20 protein-coding genes and 1 tRNA gene are annotated in these 16,780 nt (G+C 72.1%); 14 read left to right on the top strand and 7 right to left on the bottom strand.

All coding sequences use genetic code 11. The annotated features are described in order from the left end of the window. Positions 1-43: 43 nt before the first annotated feature. Positions 44-457 (top strand): superinfection immunity protein, encoded by a 414-nt coding sequence (locus tag ACTHAM_RS01630; protein WP_440684016.1) that lies wholly within the window; start codon positions 44-46, stop codon positions 455-457. A 66-nt stretch (positions 458-523) separates the two neighbouring features. After that, a complete protein-coding gene (locus tag ACTHAM_RS01625; protein WP_440684015.1) occupies positions 524-1,165 on the top strand; it encodes a histidine phosphatase family protein in 642 nt (213 codons plus the stop codon). Between the two features lie 17 nt (positions 1,166-1,182). On the opposite strand, the gene ACTHAM_RS01620 is transcribed toward ACTHAM_RS01625, so the two are convergent. Continuing rightward, entirely contained in the window at positions 1,183-1,866 is a 684-nt protein-coding gene (locus ACTHAM_RS01620) for a pentapeptide repeat-containing protein (RefSeq protein WP_440684014.1), read from the bottom strand. A 152-nt stretch (positions 1,867-2,018) separates the two neighbouring features. On the opposite strand from ACTHAM_RS01620, the gene ACTHAM_RS01615 reads away from it, so the two are divergent. After that, on the top strand, positions 2,019-2,438 hold the full coding sequence (locus ACTHAM_RS01615) for a hypothetical protein (RefSeq protein WP_440684013.1): 420 nt from the start codon (positions 2,019-2,021) through the stop codon (positions 2,436-2,438). 9 nt (positions 2,439-2,447) lie between these two features. On the opposite strand, the gene ACTHAM_RS01610 is transcribed toward ACTHAM_RS01615, so the two are convergent. The 5 genes from ACTHAM_RS01610 to ACTHAM_RS01590 all read right to left on the bottom strand — a co-directional run bounded on the left by ACTHAM_RS01610 (position 2,448) and on the right by ACTHAM_RS01590 (position 7,943). Continuing rightward, positions 2,448-3,686: an EAL and HDOD domain-containing protein gene (locus ACTHAM_RS01610; protein WP_440684012.1), complete on the bottom strand. Its 1,239-nt coding sequence runs from the start codon at positions 3,684-3,686 to the stop codon at positions 2,448-2,450. A gap of 162 nt (positions 3,687-3,848) precedes the next feature. Beyond that, positions 3,849-4,610, bottom strand: a complete 762-nt coding sequence (locus ACTHAM_RS01605; RefSeq protein WP_440684011.1) for a glycerophosphodiester phosphodiesterase — start codon at positions 4,608-4,610, stop codon at positions 3,849-3,851. Next, entirely contained in the window at positions 4,607-5,968 is a 1,362-nt protein-coding gene (locus tag ACTHAM_RS01600; RefSeq protein ID WP_440684010.1) for an ABC transporter substrate-binding protein, read from the bottom strand. Before ACTHAM_RS01600 ends, ACTHAM_RS01605 begins: the two co-directional genes overlap by 4 nt. Before the next feature lie 104 nt (positions 5,969-6,072). Further along, positions 6,073-6,954 (bottom strand): carbohydrate ABC transporter permease, encoded by an 882-nt coding sequence (locus ACTHAM_RS01595; protein WP_440684009.1) that lies wholly within the window; start codon positions 6,952-6,954, stop codon positions 6,073-6,075. Continuing rightward, on the bottom strand, positions 6,951-7,943 hold the full coding sequence (locus ACTHAM_RS01590; protein ID WP_440684008.1) for a carbohydrate ABC transporter permease: 993 nt from the start codon (positions 7,941-7,943) through the stop codon (positions 6,951-6,953). Before ACTHAM_RS01590 ends, ACTHAM_RS01595 begins: the two co-directional genes overlap by 4 nt. Positions 7,944-8,154: 211 nt before the next feature. On the opposite strand from ACTHAM_RS01590, the gene ACTHAM_RS01585 reads away from it, so the two are divergent. The 8 genes from ACTHAM_RS01585 (at position 8,155) to ACTHAM_RS01550 (ending at position 13,848) form a co-directional block, all read left to right on the top strand. Further along, positions 8,155-8,646 carry a GNAT family N-acetyltransferase gene (locus ACTHAM_RS01585; protein WP_440684007.1) on the top strand — a complete coding sequence of 164 codons (492 nt, stop codon included), beginning with the start codon at positions 8,155-8,157 and terminating at the stop codon, positions 8,644-8,646. A 140-nt stretch (positions 8,647-8,786) separates the two neighbouring features. Next, positions 8,787-9,083, top strand: coding sequence for a WXG100 family type VII secretion target (locus ACTHAM_RS01580; protein ID WP_440684006.1), 297 nt, complete (start codon positions 8,787-8,789; stop codon positions 9,081-9,083). Between the two features lie 79 nt (positions 9,084-9,162). Further along, positions 9,163-9,453 carry a hypothetical protein gene (locus ACTHAM_RS01575; protein ID WP_440684005.1) on the top strand — a complete coding sequence of 97 codons (291 nt, stop codon included), beginning with the start codon at positions 9,163-9,165 and terminating at the stop codon, positions 9,451-9,453. Beyond that, positions 9,450-10,985 (top strand): hypothetical protein, encoded by a 1,536-nt coding sequence (locus tag ACTHAM_RS01570; protein WP_440684004.1) that lies wholly within the window; start codon positions 9,450-9,452, stop codon positions 10,983-10,985. Before ACTHAM_RS01575 ends, ACTHAM_RS01570 begins: the two co-directional genes overlap by 4 nt. Positions 10,986-11,114: 129 nt before the next feature. Further along, entirely contained in the window at positions 11,115-11,693 is a 579-nt protein-coding gene (locus ACTHAM_RS01565; RefSeq protein ID WP_440684003.1) for a hypothetical protein, read from the top strand. Then, positions 11,690-12,316 (top strand): hypothetical protein, encoded by a 627-nt coding sequence (locus ACTHAM_RS01560; RefSeq protein ID WP_440684002.1) that lies wholly within the window; start codon positions 11,690-11,692, stop codon positions 12,314-12,316. The genes ACTHAM_RS01565 and ACTHAM_RS01560 overlap by 4 nt, the downstream gene beginning before the upstream one ends. Next, a complete protein-coding gene (locus ACTHAM_RS01555) occupies positions 12,313-13,200 on the top strand; it encodes a hypothetical protein (RefSeq protein WP_440684001.1) in 888 nt (295 codons plus the stop codon). The genes ACTHAM_RS01560 and ACTHAM_RS01555 overlap by 4 nt, the downstream gene beginning before the upstream one ends. A 273-nt stretch (positions 13,201-13,473) precedes the next feature. Then, positions 13,474-13,848: a hypothetical protein gene (locus tag ACTHAM_RS01550; RefSeq protein ID WP_440684000.1), complete on the top strand. Its 375-nt coding sequence runs from the start codon at positions 13,474-13,476 to the stop codon at positions 13,846-13,848. A gap of 123 nt (positions 13,849-13,971) precedes the next feature. Here the strand turns inward: ACTHAM_RS01550 and ACTHAM_RS01545 are convergent. Then, positions 13,972-14,054 (bottom strand) — tRNA-Leu (locus tag ACTHAM_RS01545). 168 nt (positions 14,055-14,222) lie between these two features. On the opposite strand from ACTHAM_RS01545, the gene ACTHAM_RS01540 reads away from it, so the two are divergent. From ACTHAM_RS01540 to ACTHAM_RS01530, 3 genes are read left to right on the top strand one after another with little or no spacing between them, the layout of a single operon-like run. Then, the gene (locus tag ACTHAM_RS01540; RefSeq protein ID WP_440683999.1) at positions 14,223-14,930 is read left to right on the top strand and encodes an FhaA domain-containing protein; all 708 of its coding nucleotides are present in this window, start codon (positions 14,223-14,225) and stop codon (positions 14,928-14,930) included. Between the two features lie 9 nt (positions 14,931-14,939). Continuing rightward, positions 14,940-15,482, top strand: a complete 543-nt coding sequence (locus tag ACTHAM_RS01535) for an FHA domain-containing protein FhaB/FipA (RefSeq protein WP_440683998.1) — start codon at positions 14,940-14,942, stop codon at positions 15,480-15,482. A 3-nt stretch (positions 15,483-15,485) separates the two neighbouring features. Beyond that, positions 15,486-16,751, top strand: a complete 1,266-nt coding sequence (locus tag ACTHAM_RS01530) for a Stp1/IreP family PP2C-type Ser/Thr phosphatase (protein ID WP_440683997.1) — start codon at positions 15,486-15,488, stop codon at positions 16,749-16,751. Positions 16,752-16,780 lie beyond the last annotated feature (29 nt).

Raw genomic sequence — 16,780 nt, 5'->3', positions numbered from 1 at the left:
GGGCGGCGCACCGTGCGCCGGAGACCTGGAGGGGGACCCCTACGTGAGTGACGCCCGGCTCGACGACCAGCCGACCTACCAGCAGCCGCAGGTGGCCGTGGCCTGGGTCCAGCCGACCGTCGTCACCGACCAGCGCGACCCGGGTGGCGCCGTCGTGGCCCTCGCGTGGATCAGCGCCATCCTCACGTTCGCGTACATGCTGCCGTGGGCCATCGCCGCCAGCCGGGGGCGGTCCAACCAGGGCACCATCGGCATCCTCAACCTGCTGCTCGGCTGGAGCCTCGTCGGGTGGATCGTCGCCCTGGTGATGGCCTGCCAGTCGCACGCGCCCCTGGTCGTGCCGGTCGCCGGCTACGCCGCAGCCCCCCAGGCGGCACCGGCCGGGTGGTACCCCTCGCCGGCCGGGGGGCAGGAGTACTGGGACGGCCTGCGCTGGACGGGCCACCGCGCCCCCTGATCGAGGCTCCCCGCCCGGCGAGGCCTACCCTCGACGGAGCACACCCGGACACACACGGAGGCTCGCGTGCCCCTGACCCTCACGCTCGTGCGGCACGGTCGCACGGTCTACAACACCGAGCACCTGCTGCAGGGCTGGTCCGACTCGCCGCTGACGCCCGCCGGCCTGGACGGCGTGCGGGTGACCGCGGCGCACCTGGCCGACCGGTCGTTCGTCGCCGCCTACGCCAGCCCCCTGGGCCGCACCGTGGCGACCGCCGGTGAGATCCTCGCGCACCACCCGCACGTGCCTCTGGTGACCGACCCCGACCTGCGCGAGTACAGCTTCGGCGACCTCGAGGCGACGCCCGAGGCGGACCTGTGGTCGACGGTCGACCCGTTCGAGATGTTCCCCGCGGTGCTGGCCGGCACGTTCCCGGGTCTGCCCGGCGGCGAGGACTCGCCCAGCTACCTGCGCCGCGTCCGCAGCGCGTTCGACCGCATCGAGCAGGCCCACCCGCACGGCGACGTGCTCGTGGTGAGCCACGGGGTGACCCTGCTGGCGTACCTGACGATGATCGACCCGGGGCCCGTGACCCCGCTGGCCAATGCGAGCGTGTCGACCGTGCACGTGCACCCTGACGGCTCGCGTGAGGTCGTCGCGATCGGCCTGGACATCGCCGACCAGGGCGTCCCGGACGCCCCGAGCGCGGCCGCCGCCGAGGGCTGACGGCGGGGGAGCCGCCGCTACAGCAGGGTGTCGGTCGACTCGTCCACCACCACACCCAGGGCCGAGGCCAGGGCGGGCGCGAGCAGCTGCAGCTGCAGCGGGCTGATCACCGCGCCGCCGAGCGCCGAGATGCCCGCGACCTCGTCGATGTCCGCCCCGCGCAGGTCGACGTGCTCGAACGTGCTGTGCTGCACGTCGAGCCGCCCGACCTTCGTGCCCACCAGGGCCACGCGGGTCGCCGAGGCCTGCACCAGGTCGAGCTCCTCGATCACGCAGTCGGTGAAGATCACGTCCCGCAGGCGCGCCCCGCGCAGGTTGACGAACGACAGCTTGCAGCCGACCACGTGCACCTGGTCCCACACCGACTCGTAGAGCTCGGCGGAGCCGATCCGGGCGCCTTCGAGGCGGACGTCCTTCCAGGTGCCGCGCGCGCCGCGGATCACCGGCACGTCGAGCCGTTCCAGCACGGACTCGCGCAGCCGGGTGGCCTTGAGGTCGGCCGTGCCGGCGGACACGCCCGTGAGCCGGCAGCCGAGCAGCGTCGTGCCGCCGAGGTCGAGCTCGTCCAGCGTCAGGTCGTCGAAGGTCAGCCCTTCGAGGGTGACGTCGGGTTCCAGGTCACCCGCGAACCCCGCATCGAGCGAGGTGTGCACGATGGGGTCGAGGCGGGGGGTGCGGGCGGACGTCCTGGGCTTGGCCACGCGGAGCATCGTGCCACCTGCACCCGACACGTCGACGCGCGCGCCCTGGTCAGGGCTTCCCGACGCTGGTCGCCGCAGTCATCCCTCGACGCGCGGCGCACGCCACGGCCTGCCAGGGTGGTGCCACGCGACGGCGAGGGGGAACGGTGGCCATGGACGCTCGACGCAGGTGGGTGCTGGTCGGTGGTGTCGTGCTCGTGGCGATCGCTGCCGTGGTCCTGTGGCTGACCCGGGCCTCGTTCCTGCTCGGCGACGACTCCGCGCAGGAGGTCACCGTCCTGGACCAGTACACGGGCCTGCCGCCGGGTGTCGAGGAGGGCGCCGCCGACCGCGGGGCGGTCGTGTCCGTCGACCCGGCCCAGATCCTCGTGTACACGAGCGGTTCGTCGACGTGCCCGCTGGTGCCTCAGACGTACGAGGTGAACGGCGTCGACGTGGTGATCACCGTCGCGACGGGACTCCCGGAGGACACCCCGTGCACCGCCGACCTGGTGCCGACCACCACGGTCGTGCAGGTGCCGGACGGTCTCGACGCGGCCGACATCGGCAAGGTCACGCTCGTCGACGGGTGACGCCCGCGGTCAGGTCCCGACGGGCTCACGGCCCGGCACGGTGTCGAGCTCCAGCGCCGCCCACCGGGTGTCGGCCTCCCGCACGGCGTCGAGGTACGCCGCCGCGGCGCACGCGGCGTCGGCATCCGGCAGCCGGTCCTCCTCGTAGGCCAGCACCGTGGCCAGCAGTCCACCGAGCACACCGTCGTGGTGCACGATGGCGTCGCGCACCGTCGGGGTGAGCGACAGGCGCTCGGCCACCGTGGCGATGTCCGTGTCCGTGTAGGCGTCGAGCGTCGACATGAGCCCGACGGTGTAGGCGGCGTCCCGCACCTCACGCGGGGCCTGCGGCTCGCGGCTGCGCAGCAGGGCGACCATCATCGACGCCCGCACCAGCGACTCGCGCCCCAGCTCGTGGGGCTTGCCGGTGGCCCCGGCCAGGACGACGAGCGTGACCAGCTGACGCATGCGTTCCAGCCCGAGCAGCACCACGGCCTGGTGGATCGAGTCGACGCGTCGCCGGATGCCCGCGAACCCGGAGTTCACGGCCTGCAGCACCTTCTGCGACAGGGTGACGTCGGAGCCGACGAGGTCGCTGAGCTCCTGCATGCTCACGTCCGAGCGCCCCACCTGCGACAGCACGGCCAGCACCGCCGGGGTGCCGACGGTCACCGACTGCATGGACAGCACCTGGGGCCGCGTGAAGAAGTACCCCTGGAACAGGTCGGCGCCGGACTCGAGGGCCTCGGCGTGCTGCTCCGGCGTCTCGATCTTCTCCACGAGCACGGTCAGACCGGGCCTGCGGACGGCGGCGACCTGCGCGGCCAGCTGCCCGGGTGCGATGGCCGGCAGCTCGAGCTTGACGATCTGCACGAGGTCGAGCAGCACCGTGCGCGGGTCGTCGGGCACGAAGTCGTCGAGCGCGATCGTGTACCCCTGCTCGCGCAGCTCCCCGACCTGCGTGACGACCGCCGCGGTGACCTCGGTGGTCTCCAGCAGCTCGAGCACCACACGCGCCGGGTCGGTCACCAGGTGGGCGCCGCTGGCGAGTGCGGCCGGCTCCACGTTCACCCACGCCGGCACGCCCTGCACGGTGGCGTCCAGGCCGAGCTCGACGAACGCCTCGAACAGCACGGAGAACGTGGCGGCGGTGCCGTCGTCGCCCACACCCGCCGGGCCCTGCGCCTGCGCGCGGTAGAGCAGCTCGTAGCCGACCACCGCCAGGTCACGGTCGAAGATGGGTTGGCGTGCGATGTATCGAGCCCGCACAGGTCACCTCCGGCGCCGTCCTGGTCCCCTCACAGTAGGTCCGTGAGCAGGCGGGGGGAGAGGCCTCACGACCAACTCCACCCGCCTGCCTATCGCGCAACGGGTGCTGGTGCCCAGCCCCTCGGGCGAATGAGCCCGCGATGACCGGAAGGTCGACCCGGCTCAGACCCCGGCCGGGGCGGTGGCGCTGTCCGTCTGCCGGGCGGCGAGCCACCCGGCCAACCGGTCGGGACGGTTGGTGATGATCGCGTCGACCCCGACTGCGACCGCCGCCGCCCAGTGCGCCGTCTCGTCCAGGGTCCAGACCATGACCTGCAGGCCCGCCTCGTGCAGCCGGCCGAGCAGGTCGGGGTGCTGCACGAGCAGCATGCCGTGCGGGTTGCACGTCATGACGCCGAGCTCCTGGCACCGGTCGACGACGTCCTCAGGGGCTTCGAGCAGCAGCAGGCCCCGCCGCAGCTGGGGGGCGGCCTCGCGCAGCGCGGCCACGGTGCCCGGCCAGAAGCTCTGCACGATCACCCGCTCCTCGAGCCCTGCCTCGACGATCGGCCCGGTCACCTTCCGGGCCTGCTCGACTGTCCACTCGCCCTTCAGCTCGCACAGCAGGTCCGTGCCGGGCCGGGTGAGCAGGAGCTGGACGACCTCGTCGAACGTCGGGACGCGGGTGCCGACGAACGCGGGGGAGAACCACGAGCCGGCGTCCAGCTCGCGCACCTGCTCCAGGGTGTGGTCGCCGACGCGTCCGGTGCCGTCGGTCGTGGCGTCGAGGTCGTCGTCGTGGATCACGACCACGGCCCCGTCGGCCGTGAGCTGCACGTCGAGCTCGATCATGTCGGCACCCGCCCGCCACGCGGCCTCGAAGGCCGCGAGGGTGTTCTGCGGGGCGACCGCGGAGTTGCCGCGGTGCGCGATGACGACGGTCACAGGTACGGCTCCACGTTCTCACGGTAGGCCGTCTCGAGCTGCGGTGCGATGGTGGCGAACGCCGTGGCCGGGTCCTCGTCGGCGAGCACGATCTTCTCGATCGCCTCGGTGAGGATCTGGTCGGCGCCGGGCACGAACACCCGGATCCAGTCCTGGGACTTGGCGCGCTCGGCCAGCTGGTCGACAGCTGTACGGAACTGCGGGGTCGACTCGTACACGGCGGCCATCTCGTCGGACTCGACCGCCGAGGTGCGCACCGGCATGTAGCCGGTGTTCTGCGAGAAGTACGCGGTGCTGTCCGTGCTGGTCAGGAACTCCAGGAAGATCGCCGCGGCGAGTTGCTCCTCGGGCGTCTTCGACGACGGGATGGCCAGGCCGGTGCCGCCCGTGGGCGTCCCGCCGCCCTGGGGGCCGTCCGGCAGGTACGCCGTGCCCACCTCGAACGACGCCGCGTCGAGGATGCCCTTGAGCGACCCGGTCGAGCCGACGGTCGCGGCGACCACCCCGGTGGAGAAGTCGGCGGCGGCGTCCTCCGACACCGTCGCGATACCCGACTCGTGGAACAGGTCCGACACGAACTCGCCGGCCGCGATGGCCTCGGGGGTGTCGAGGGTGGTCGTCCACTGGTCGGAGTACTGGCCGCCCTGGCCCCAGATCATGTTCTGGAACCACCAGGCCGACCACGACGTGCCGAGCGCCAGACCCAGCGGGGCGCTGTCGGCGGGGACCTGCGCGTCGAGCGCGGCACTCCAGTCGGCCAGCTCGGCCCACGTCTCTGGGCCACGGTCGGGCAGGCCGGCGGCCGCCCACTTGTCCTTGTTGTAGTAGAAGAGCGGAGTCGAGCGGGCGTACGGGGCGGCCCAGTGCGCGCCGTCGTACTCGTAGTCGCCGTACAGGGCCGGGTTGAAGTCCTCGACGTCGGCGTCCAGGTGATCGAAGACGTCGTCGAGCGGCATGATCTGGTCGTTCAGGTGGTACCGGAACCACCAGACGTCCGAGGCGATGACCAGGTCGGGCAGCTCGTCGGTCTGCGAGGCGGCCTGGAACCGCTGGGCGACCTCGTCGTAGTTGGCGCCCGCGGTGACCAGCTCCACCGAGATCTCGGGGTGCTCCTTCTCGAACCGCGCGATGAGCTCCTTCTCGACCTCCTGCGAGGCGCCCGGGTGGTTGCTCCACCACGTGATCTCGGACGCCGGCGTGATCGTCGACCAGTCGACGCCGTCCTCGGCGGGGGCGCTCGAGTCGTTCTCGGCGCCGACGCTCGGGGCGGTGCAGGCGGTGAGGGTCAGCGCGCCGGCGGCGAGGATCGCGCCGAGCGCCAGGGCCGGTCGGCGGCGGGGAGAGGCATGACGGGACACGGTGTCTCCTTGTGTGGACGTGCGGGATGAGGGCATGCGGAACGTGGGGGACGAGTGGTCGTCCGGTCGGGCAGGGGCGCGGCGGTAGGACGCGCAGGGGGCGCTCAGCCGGTGACAGCTCCGGCGGTCAGCCCCGCCACCAGCCGGCGCTGCAGCACCAGGAACACGACGAGCACCGGCAGCGTGACCACCACGGTCGCGGCGAGCAGCACCCCCCAGTTGCTCATCCCGTCGATGTTCTGCAGGAGCGTCAGGCCGACGGGGAGCGTCATCTTGTCGGCGTCGTCGACCACCAGGAACGGCCACAGGTAGTCGTTCCACTCGGTCACCACCGACACGAGCGCCACCGCGGCGATCGTCGGGGCGGACATCGGCACCACGACGCGCCACAGCCGCCGCCAGTGCCCCGCACCGTCGAGCTCGGCGGCCTCGAGCACCGAGCGTGGCAGCGACAGGAAGTGCTGCCGGAACAGGAACGTGCCGAACGCGCTGGCCAACCCGGGCACGAGGATCCCCTGGTAGGTGTTCAGCCAGCCGAGGGCGGCGACGAACGTGTAGTTGGGGATGATCGTGATCTGCGACGGGATCATCAGCGCGGCGATGACCAGCACGAACGCCACCCGCCGGAACGGCACCTCGAGGAACACCAGCGCGTACGCGCAGCACAGCCCGAGGACGACCTTGAGCCCCGAGCCGACGACCGTCAGCACCACGCTGTTGACGAACAGCCGACCCAGCGGGATGGTCCGCGCGGCCTGCGTGTAGTTGGCCAGGTCGAACGCGTCGGGCAGCCACTGCAGCGGCAGCCGGTAGAGCTCGTCGGGCTGCTTGAGGCTGGCCAGGACCATCCACAGCAGCGGTGCCCCGAGCACGGCCGTGGCGGCGAGCAGCGAGACGACGGACGTCGCGTCGAGCAGGCGGGCGCGGGGGGTCGTGCGCGAGGTCGGGACGAGGTCGGTCGATGCCCGTTCGGTCGTGGCGCTCATGCGTAGTGCACCTTCCGCTCGACGAACCGCAGCTGGACGACCGTCACCACGAGCAGCAGGACGAACAGGATCGTCGCGCCGGCCGAGGCGTACCCGGCGCGGCCGTTGACGAAGCCCTCCTGGTAGATCTGGTACATCAGCGTGGTCGTGCTGCCGAGCGGTCCGCCCTGCGTCATCGCCTTGATGATGTCGAACGACTGCAACGAGCTGAGCGTCATCGTCACCAGCAGGAAGAACGTGGTGGGCGTGAGCAGGGGAAGCACGATCGAGCGCAGCGTCCGCGCCGACGTGGCGCCGTCGAGTGCGGCGGCGTCCCGCAGGTCCTGGGGGATCGCCTGCAGACCGGCCAGGTAGATCAGGGCGACGTAGCCGAGGTTCTTCCACAGGTAGACCAGCACGATCATCACCAGCGGCCACGGTTCGGCCGTGTACCAGGCGGGCGAGGCCAGCCCGACTGTCCGCAGCAGCTCGGACACCAGCCCGTAGCGCGGGTCGAACATGAACAGCCACAGGATCCCCACCGCGTACCCGGACAGCACGTACGGCGCGAACGCCACCGTCCTGGCCAGCCCGCGCACCCGGACCCGCGTGTTGAGCATGAGTGCCAGCCCGAGCCCCAGCACGAGCGCCCCGCCGACCGTGGCCAGCGTGAAGACCCCCGTCGTGGCCAGGACCTGCGCGGTGCCCGGGTCGGTGAACCACTCCACGTAGTTGCCCAGCCCGACGAACCGGGCCACGGGGGAGCCGAGGTTCCACTGCATGGTCGACAGGTAGAGGCTCTCCACCAGCGGCCGGTAGACGAACACCCCGAGCAGGACGAGGTTCGGGCCGGCCAGGGCGACGAACGCCAGCAGGTCCCGGCGGCGCCGCCAGTGCCGACCGGACCGCACGCGAGCCGGCGGTGGTCCGTCGGTCGTCACGGTGGGCCGAGCGGTGCGGCTGCGTGGCACCCCACCCTCGACGGGTGGGCTCAGGACGGTGGTCGACATACGTTCCTCTTCGCGATCCGATGGCCCCTCCGGGTGCCCGGCCGCGACGACGCTAAGCGGGCCACGGGCGCCTGGGGAGCCTCCGGCGCGAGACTTGGATCGGCGTTCGGCCAACGTTCACGCCGGTCACAACGCGTTCGCCTGACGGCCACCGCCGGTCCGCCGCCCGGCGCGGTGGCAGCATGGGAGCCCCCCACCGTGGAGCGTGACCGTGAGCGACCCGAGCGCACCCCCCGTCACCGTCGTGCCGGACGACCCGCACCGGCCGGACGTGCTGGCCCTGCTCGACGAGCACCTGGCCGACATGTACGCGACGACTCCCGCGGAGTCCGTGCATGCGCTCGACCCGTCGGCCCTGGCCGCACCCGGCCTCACGTTCTGGACCGCCCGCGGTGCCGCCGGGGAGCTGCTCGGGTGCGCGGCGCTCAAGGAGCTGTCGGCCGCGGGGGGCGAGCTGAAGTCGATGCGCACGGCCACGGCCGCCCGGGGACGCGGTGTCGGGGCCACGATGCTGGCGCACGTGCTCACCGTCGCCGGCGATCGCGGGTACCGGACCCTGCACCTGGAGACAGGTGCCGAGGACTACTTCGCGGCGGCCCGCAGGCTGTACGAGCGGGCCGGTTTCGTGCCCTGCCCGCCGTTCGGTGACTACCGGCCCGATCCGCTCAGCGTCTTCTACCGGCTCGACCTGCCGACGGCCTGAGGGTCGCCTCACCACTCGGTCGGGCGGCGGCCGAACGGGTGGAGAATCGGACAACCTCGACGATCCGGGCGCAGGTCAGGCTAGGGTTTCGGCTGTCATGGGGCCGCTGTCGGCCCCGCACGTCGTGCAGGAGGTCAGCGGTGTCGAACCTGAATGTGTCCTACCAGGAGATGCGGGACGCGGCCACGCGTCTGACCTCCGGCCAGGACGAGATCACGGCCAAGCTCAACGAGCTGAAGTCCTTCATCGAGTCGCTGATCTCCTCCGGCTTCGTCACCGACCAGGCCTCCGTCGCCTTCGGCGAGTCCTACCGCCAGTTCACCCAGGGCGCCACCGACACCGTCGCCGCCCTGACCAACCTCGGCCAGTACCTGCGCACCGCCGCCACCACCCTCGAGGACGCCGACACCCAGCTCGCCTCCGGCCTGCGCGGCTGACACACCCCGCACGGCGCCGGGTCCGCACCTGCGACCCGGCGCCGTCATCTCTGCAACGGCTCGACCAGGTGAGGGAACGATGAGTGACCGGTTGACGGTGGACACCGCCGCGCTGCGAGAGGCGGGGACGTCTCTGCGGACGGTCGCGAGCGAGTTCGACGGGGCGAACGCCAACAGCGACGACGTCGCCTCGCACGTCGGGCACGCGGGTCTGGCGGACTGCCTGCGGGACTTCGCCCACGGGTGGGACGACCGCCGCGGCAAGATGGTCGAGTCCATCGCCGGCCTGGCCGACGCCTGCACCGGGATCGGTGACGGGTTCGAGGACCTCGACGCCGAGTTCGCCCGCGCCCTCACGGGGCAGTCATGAGCCGCCCGTACTCCTGGTACCCGCTGGAGTGGACCGACCCGGTCCCCGGCGACCCGGTCGCCGTGCAGCGCGCAGGCGAGCGCTACCAGACCGTCGCCGACGCGATCTCCACCGCGGCCCGCCGCCTGCGGGAGATCGCCGCCCTCGACGGCCAGGACTCCGACGCCGTGCGCGAGGTCGCCACCAAGGCCGGCGAGGTCGCCGAGACGATCGACGCCGCCCACGGCCGCTACCTGACGACCGCCCAGGCACTTCTCGACTACGCCCCGTCGCTGGCCACCGCGCAGACCGACTCGGAGCAGGCGCTGTACGACGCGCAGAACGCCGACGCCGCCCTCACCTCCGCCGACGGTCAGGTGCGCAGCGCCACCCTCGCGGTGGACGACGCACCCGAGGACGCCACCCCGGCCGAGCTCGCCACGCTGCGCCGAGCCCTGTCCGACGCCCGCTCCGACCGCAGCGCCGCCGAGCACGCGCTGCAGCGGGCTCGCGACGCCCTCAACGCCGCGACGACCCTGCGAGACCAGGCCGCTCAACGCGCGATCGACGCGATCAACGGTTCCACCGGCAACGACGGCCTCAATGACGGCTGGTGGGAGAACTGGGGGTCGGCGGTGTTCAACGCCGTCTCCAAGATCGCCGGCATCGTGGCGGGCGTCGCGGGCATCCTCGCGCTGGTGCTGTGCTGGGTGCCGGTGCTCGGTCAGGCCCTGGCGGCGGTCGCCGCGATCGCCACGGCCGTCAAGCTCGTCGCCGACATCGTCCTCAAGGCCAACGGCGAGGGTTCGTGGGCGGACATCGGCTGGGACGTGTTCGCCCTGGCCACGTTCGGTGCAGGCCGCGTGCTGAGCACCGCCGCACGCACCGCCAGCACCGGGGCCCAGGGCGTCGCCCGGCTCGACGCGGGCCGTCAGGCCGCGACGTCGATCGCGAGCCGTGCCGCACAAGGTCTGCCGAGGGGAAGCTCGGGCTCTACCATCTCCGCTCTCGCCGGGGACGTGGCCGGTGCGCTCACGCGTGTCCAGGCGCGGCCCTTGGCGCAACAGGCTTCCACATCGATGCTGGGGGCGCTGCGCAGGCCCGAGGTGTGGGCGTCTCTCAAGCCCCAGGCCGTCTGGGGTGACGTGACCGCTCTGCGCACCCTCGGCCTCGACGGTGTCGCGTGGCGCACCGCATTCAGCACGGGTGGGTCGACGATGGCTTCGTCCTGGGGCGATGCGCGGGCGATGGTCGGCGCACTGCAGGCCGACCAGGGACTCGTGACCGGCGCGTCGCACCTCAGTGACGTCTCGCCGGACCTCATGAGAGTGGCACAGACGACCCGCGACGCCGTGGGCGCTGCCAACGGTCTCTACGCCACCTCCGGTGGCTTCGTCGGGCTCGGCGCGTATGACGCGACGTTCGGCGTCTCGGCCACCGTCGACTGGATCACGGGCAGCGACACCCCTGCATCGATCGCCAGCCCGTGGGTCAGCATCGGTGAGTTGGTCGGCCTGGGGCCCTCGCCCGCGGAGAAGCTCGGCCTGCGCTGAGCGGCGGTGCCGCCAGGCCATGGCAGGCTGGGCGCGACCGGTGCGAGGCGCGGCCGTGGGCTGGGTCGGCAGCAGGGCACCCCAGGCAGCGGACGCTCGGGAGCCCCCATGAGAGAAAGAGGCGTCTGCGTGAACGACCAGATCATCGGGTGGTCCCTCGGTGTCACCGAGACGTGGGGGGGCTGGGCGCCCGGTGGGGGCGCGGCCGCGGCCGACGCCGTCGCTGAGAAGCTCGCCGACAACCCGATCGCGCGGGACCGCGTTCGCGCGACCGTCCTGGCGATCGACTCAGGTGCGGCGGGTCTTCCCGGTATCGGGCTGCAGTTCGGCGTGTGGGTACCTGATCGCGCGAGCGGCGAGGTGCACGCGAACATGGCGATGGAGTTGGTCGTCGGGGCGACCACCGCAGAGGACTACCTCAAGATGGTCCGCAAGCCGCCGCGCGACCGCCAGTACAAGGTCTTCCACTACGACACAGCACCGGCCGAGGTCGTGGTCGGCCCGGCGGTGATCGTCACGCGCGCAAGGGCAGACCGCAAGACCAAGCTGGTCACCAACGAGATCGAGTGGACGATCTTCCCTCCCGGCTCGTCCGAGGTGATCCAGATGCTGTTCCTCACGCCGGTCGCGGCGTTCGCCCAGGCAATGGCGGATGAGAGCGTGGACATGGCCAACCGCCTGTCCGTGACACTCGGCCAGGCTCAGTGACGTCGCACGACTCGGGGGACGGTCGTCGAGCCACCACGGCGGGCCTGACCCTGCTGGTTCCGGCGTCATGGTGGGTGATCCCGCTCGGCACGGGCGACGCGCTGCGCCGCTCGGTCGGTGCGCTGGTGGACGAGCAGGTGGGCCGCCGCGACCAGGACGCTCCGCTGCGAGCCTCGCTGCGCACCCAGCTGACCGGTGCCGCCGAGCAGGCCGCCGCCGCGGGCGGCACCCTCATGGCCATCTCGCTGATGACGGTCGACGGTGTGCCCGTGCCGGCCACGATGGTCGTGTACCGCGTGCCCGGCCTGACGCTCGACGAGCCGGGCCTGCAGGCGCTGGTCGACGGTCTGACTGCGGACGGCGAGGCCCGGCCGGACTCCCTGGACGTCGCCGCCGGGCAGTTCGGGCCGGTCGTCCGGCGGTTGGCCCGCCGCGCGGGCGACGTCGACCTCGGGGCGTCCGAGATCACCATGATGGTCGTCGACTACTGGCTCGACGCCGGCGACGGCGGCCACGTCGTGCAGCTCACGTTCTCCTCGCCGATGGTCCAGGTCGCCGCCGCCCTGCTCGACCTGTTCGACACCGTCGCCTCGTCGGTCGGCCCCGAGGAGGACTTGGAGTGAGCGCACCTCGTCGACGGGTCCCTGGACCCTGGCTGCCCGGCATCGAACCGACCCTCACGTCCGGGCCGCACCTCACGGCCCTGGGCGGTGGGGTCGCAGGGATTGTCGCCGTCCCGTGGGCGGCGGCCGTGATGCTGGGAACAGCCACCGCCTTGATCGCGGCGCTCACGCTGCTGTGTGCGGCGGTCGCTCTGGGGGGCCTTGTTCTCGAGCACGTGCGGTTCCTGCGGCGGCCGGCACTGCCTGTCGGGGTCACCGCCGTGCTGGTCCCGCACCCTGCGCCCCCGCAGACCGTCGAGGTCATCCCGGGCCAGGCGGTGCCCTGGAGCACGCCGCGTGGGTTGGCGGCGCGCACCCGCCTGTGGGCCGACCACGAGCGGATCGGTGTCACCACCTGGGCGCACGCCACCCGCTCCTGGCCGCGCACGGGACCGGACGCCGTCGTCGCCGCGCGCGTCGTCGTGATGAACGGCAGCCCGCTCCGCGTGGACCTCGTCGACGCCGCCGGGAAGCCCCACGGGTCGATCTGGTGGTGGCGGTTCTTCCGCTCGACCGACCGGGGGCCCCTCGCCGAGTTCTGCACCACCGCCGGTCTCGTCCTGCGGGAGGAGCCATGGCACCGGAAGATGCGCGAGGCCCGGCCACCTGCCGACGGCATCGAGGACGTGTCCGAAACGCTGGCCAAGCACTCCGCGGTGGGGTTCATCCAGCAGGCCGGCGGCCTGATGATTCCCTCCATCATGGCCCTGGCCGAGGCCGACTCGCAGGCGACCGCGCTGGCGGCCGCCTGGTACGTCCTGGGCGGCATCACGCTCGCACTAGGCATCGCGCTCATCGCCCTCGCCGCGTTCGTCGGTTGGGGAGAGCACCGGCCCGTCCGCTGACATCTCGACCAGTGGGGCCTCCAGGCCGCCGATCTCGCCTGGAACGCAGAAACCCCCGGTCAGAGACGCTGCCCGGGGTTGGGCGTGAGTCGTGCACCCCGCAGCGTGTGACGCGTCGAGGTCCTCGAGATGGATCGGGTTGCTTGGTCGCTCCTGATCCTCCAGGACCTGGACCCCTCACCCCCCCCCCCGCAACGGCGAAGCGCCAGATCTGTGCCGAACCCACACCAGTGACACGACGACGGGGGTCCACCGACCGTTAGCGTCCCGAACATGACGAGCTTGGTCTCCCCGCGTCGCCGAGCGCGACGCTGGGCCGCTCCGTTGGCGGCGATCGGCTCGCTCGTCCTGCTCTGGTGGACGCATCTCTACTACTCCCTCGCGCAGTGGACCTTCCTCGAGGTTCCCCCGCTCGAGAACATCGCGCGCGTGCAGCAGCTCACAGCCGCATCGCAGCGCGCCTCGCGCACGGCCGAGGCGGTTCTCATGGTGGCGGCCGCGGTGGTCCTGGCTGCTGGCCTTGCGGGCGCGGTCCGTCCCGTCCGTCGGGGCGGCCTCCTGATCGCAGGCTTCACAGGGCTTGCTCTGGTCGCCGTGTGGGTGGCGACCAGAGCAGATGTGGCGTTGCTGGACGCATACCGGGCGTGATCCGCGAGATGGTCGAGGACGTCCCCGAGCCTGAGCGAACGCCAGAAGCAGAGAACCCCCGGTCAGTGAACCTGACCGGGGGTTTCCCGAACTGCCTGGGCTGTCGTGATGACCAACCCTCTGTGCGCGAGGCGGGATTTGAACCCGCACGCCCTTTCGGACACTGGCACCTGAAGCCAGCGCGTCTGCCGTTCCGCCACTCGCGCGCGGTGATGAACGTTAGCACGACCGGCGGGCAGGTCCAGAATCGGCCTCGAGGCGACCCCAGCACCGCCCGGACCAGGACAGATCGGGTGAACGGCGCGGCCGTGGGCCCGCCCACCTGGTCCGGTGGATACCATCGACGCACGACCGTGCGGAAGAGGGAGGTGGGCATGGGCATCCTCGACAAGTTCGAGAACAGCGTCGAGCGCGTCGTCAACAACGCCTTCGCCAAGGCCTTCCGCAGCGAGCTCAAGCCCGTTGACCTGGCCAGCGCCCTGCGGCGCGAGGTCGACGACCGTGCCGCCATCGTGGGTCGTGACCGCACGTTGGTCCCCAACGAGTTCACCCTGACGCTGTCGACCGCCGACTACGACCAGGTCGAGTCGTGGGGTGCGGAGGCGATGGCGGACGAGCTCGCGGCGATCGTCACGGAGCACGCCACCAGCCAGCACTACGCGTTCGTGGGCCCGGTGACGGTGTCCTTCACGGAGGAGCCCGAGCTGGAGGCCGGCCGGTTCGAGGTGGAGTCGGCCACGGTGCGCGGTGCGGTGGCCCCGGCCACGTCCACGGCACCCTCGGCCCGCCACCCGCTGGTCGACATCGACGGTCAGCGGTACCTGCTCACGGGGGAGCGCACCGTCATCGGGCGCGGCTCTGAGGCGGACATCATCGTGGACGACCCGGGCGTCTCCCGGTTACACCTGGAGATCCGGGTGACACCGCAGGGCGTCATCGCCTCGGACCTCGGCTCGACGAACGGACTGTTCGTCGAGGGTCACCAGGTGCCCGCGGCGACCCTGCTCGACGGCAACACGCTGACCATCGGCCGTACCCGCATCCTGTTCTGGACGGGCAGCGAGCCGGACCAGGAGGGGTGACCGCGGCCGATGAGTGAGCTGACGGTCACCCTGCTGCGGTTGGGCTACCTGGCACTGCTGTGGCTTCTGGTGCTGTCGGCGATCGGCGTGCTGCGCCGAGACCTGTACGGCACGCAGATCACCCGGCGGAAGGTGCCCGGGCGTACACCGGCGCCCGCAGCGGCCACCTCCACGCAGCCGACCCCGCAGGCCGGGGGAGCGGCACCCGCCACGGCACCGGCCGCACCCGAACGGGTCTCCCGGCGGACCCGTGCCGGCTCCGGTCCGTCGCGGCTCGTCGTCACCGAAGGGCCCCTGCGTGGCACCACGCTCCCGCTGGGCGCGTCCGCCGTGCTGATCGGACGGGCCCCGAGCTGCACGCTGGTGCTGGACGACGACTACTCCTCGTCGCGGCACGCGCGGATCTTCCCGCAGGGCGGCCAGTGGTTCGTCGAGGACCTCGGGTCCACGAACGGGACATATGTGGCGGACCAGCGCGTCGAGGCCCCGACACCCGTCCCGACCGGTACACCGGTCCGCGTGGGTCAGAGCGTCCTCGAGCTGCAGAGGTAACCGGTGACAGTCGCGCTGCGGTACGCAGCACGGTCCGATGTGGGACTCGTGCGCGCCAACAACCAGGACTCGGCCTACGCCGGGCCGCACCTTCTGATGGTCGCGGACGGCATGGGTGGGCACGCGGGCGGTGATGTCGCGTCCTCCATGGCTGTGGCCGCGTTCGCACCGCTGGACGGCGAGTCCCACGGCCCGGACGACGCACTCGACGAGCTCGAGGAGGCCCTGGCGCTCGCGCACGACGAGCTGGTGGCCCGCACCGAGTCCGAGCCCGAGCTGGCCGGTATGGGCACCACCGTCACGGCGATCCTGCGGGCGGGCAACAAGCTGGCGATGATGCACCTGGGCGACTCGCGCGGGTACCTGCTGCGCGACGGCGAGCTCACGCAGGTCACCGCCGACCACACGTTCGTGCAGCACCTGGTCGACACGGGCAAGATCACGCCCGAGGAGGCCGAGCACCACCCGCAGCGGTCCGTCGTCATGCGCGTGCTGGGCGCCTACGACACCGAGATCACCCCCGATCTGTCCGTGCGCGAGGCACGGCCCGGTGACCGCTGGCTGCTGTGCTCCGACGGCCTGTCCGGGTTCGTCAGCCACGACACCATCGAGCAGACCATGGCGGGTGTCCCCGACGTCGACGCGTGCGCCGACCTGCTGGTGCAGCTGGCACTGCGTGCCGGGGGCGGCGACAACGTCACGGTGGTCGTCGCGGACATCGTCGAGCTGGACGCCGTCGCCGACGGTGCGGGCCCGACGACCGCCGCCGCCGTGGTCGGTGCGGCCGCGGTGTCACGCCACGCCCCGTCCGCCGCCGCCGACGGGCCTGCGGCGCGTGCGGCCCGTCTGACGCAGCAGGGCGCCGAGGCCGCCGCGCTCGACGACACCGCAGGGGAGAACCCCGTCACCGTGGCACCCCCGGCCGACGCGATGGTCGACGAGGTGCCGCGCCGGCACCCTGTCCGCACCGCGTTCGTGTGGCTCACCGTCGTCCTCGTGCTGATCGGCGGTGGGTACGGCGCGTACCGGTGGACGCAGACCCAGTACTTCGTCGGTGTCGACGGCGACCAGGTGGCGGTGTTCCGTGGGCTGCCGCAGAACCTGGGCCCGTTGACGTTGTCGCAGGTCGTCGAGGGGTCCGACGTGACCGTCGACGACCTGTCCGCGTACCTGCGCGACCGTGTCGAGGGGACCATCCAGGTGGCCTCGCTCGATGCCGCCCGCGACATGATCACCACCCTCGCCGCCGACGCCGAGGCGAACGGGTGAGGCTCGTGACGACGGTCCTGGCGGCCACG

Source organism: Cellulomonas soli (assembly GCF_052036975.1).
In the GTDB taxonomy this organism is placed as follows: domain Bacteria; phylum Actinomycetota; class Actinomycetes; order Actinomycetales; family Cellulomonadaceae; genus Cellulomonas; species Cellulomonas soli_A.
The sequence above is the reverse complement of the archived record's forward strand: the minus strand, read 5'-3'. Positions and strand labels throughout refer to the sequence as shown.

Coding starts and splice junctions, on each gene's coding strand:
- ACTHAM_RS01615 (WP_440684013.1), top strand. CDS start 2,019: ATGGACGCTCGACGCAGGTGGGTGCTGGTCGGTGGTGTCGTGCTCGTG.
- ACTHAM_RS01595 (WP_440684009.1), bottom strand. CDS start 6,954: ATGAGCGCCACGACCGAACGGGCATCGACCGACCTCGTCCCGACCTCG.
- ACTHAM_RS01590 (WP_440684008.1), bottom strand. CDS start 7,943: ATGTCGACCACCGTCCTGAGCCCACCCGTCGAGGGTGGGGTGCCACGC.
- ACTHAM_RS01575 (WP_440684005.1), top strand. CDS start 9,163: ATGAGTGACCGGTTGACGGTGGACACCGCCGCGCTGCGAGAGGCGGGG.
- ACTHAM_RS01570 (WP_440684004.1), top strand. CDS start 9,450: ATGAGCCGCCCGTACTCCTGGTACCCGCTGGAGTGGACCGACCCGGTC.
- ACTHAM_RS01550 (WP_440684000.1), top strand. CDS start 13,474: ATGACGAGCTTGGTCTCCCCGCGTCGCCGAGCGCGACGCTGGGCCGCT.
- ACTHAM_RS01540 (WP_440683999.1), top strand. CDS start 14,223: ATGGGCATCCTCGACAAGTTCGAGAACAGCGTCGAGCGCGTCGTCAAC.
- ACTHAM_RS01535 (WP_440683998.1), top strand. CDS start 14,940: ATGAGTGAGCTGACGGTCACCCTGCTGCGGTTGGGCTACCTGGCACTG.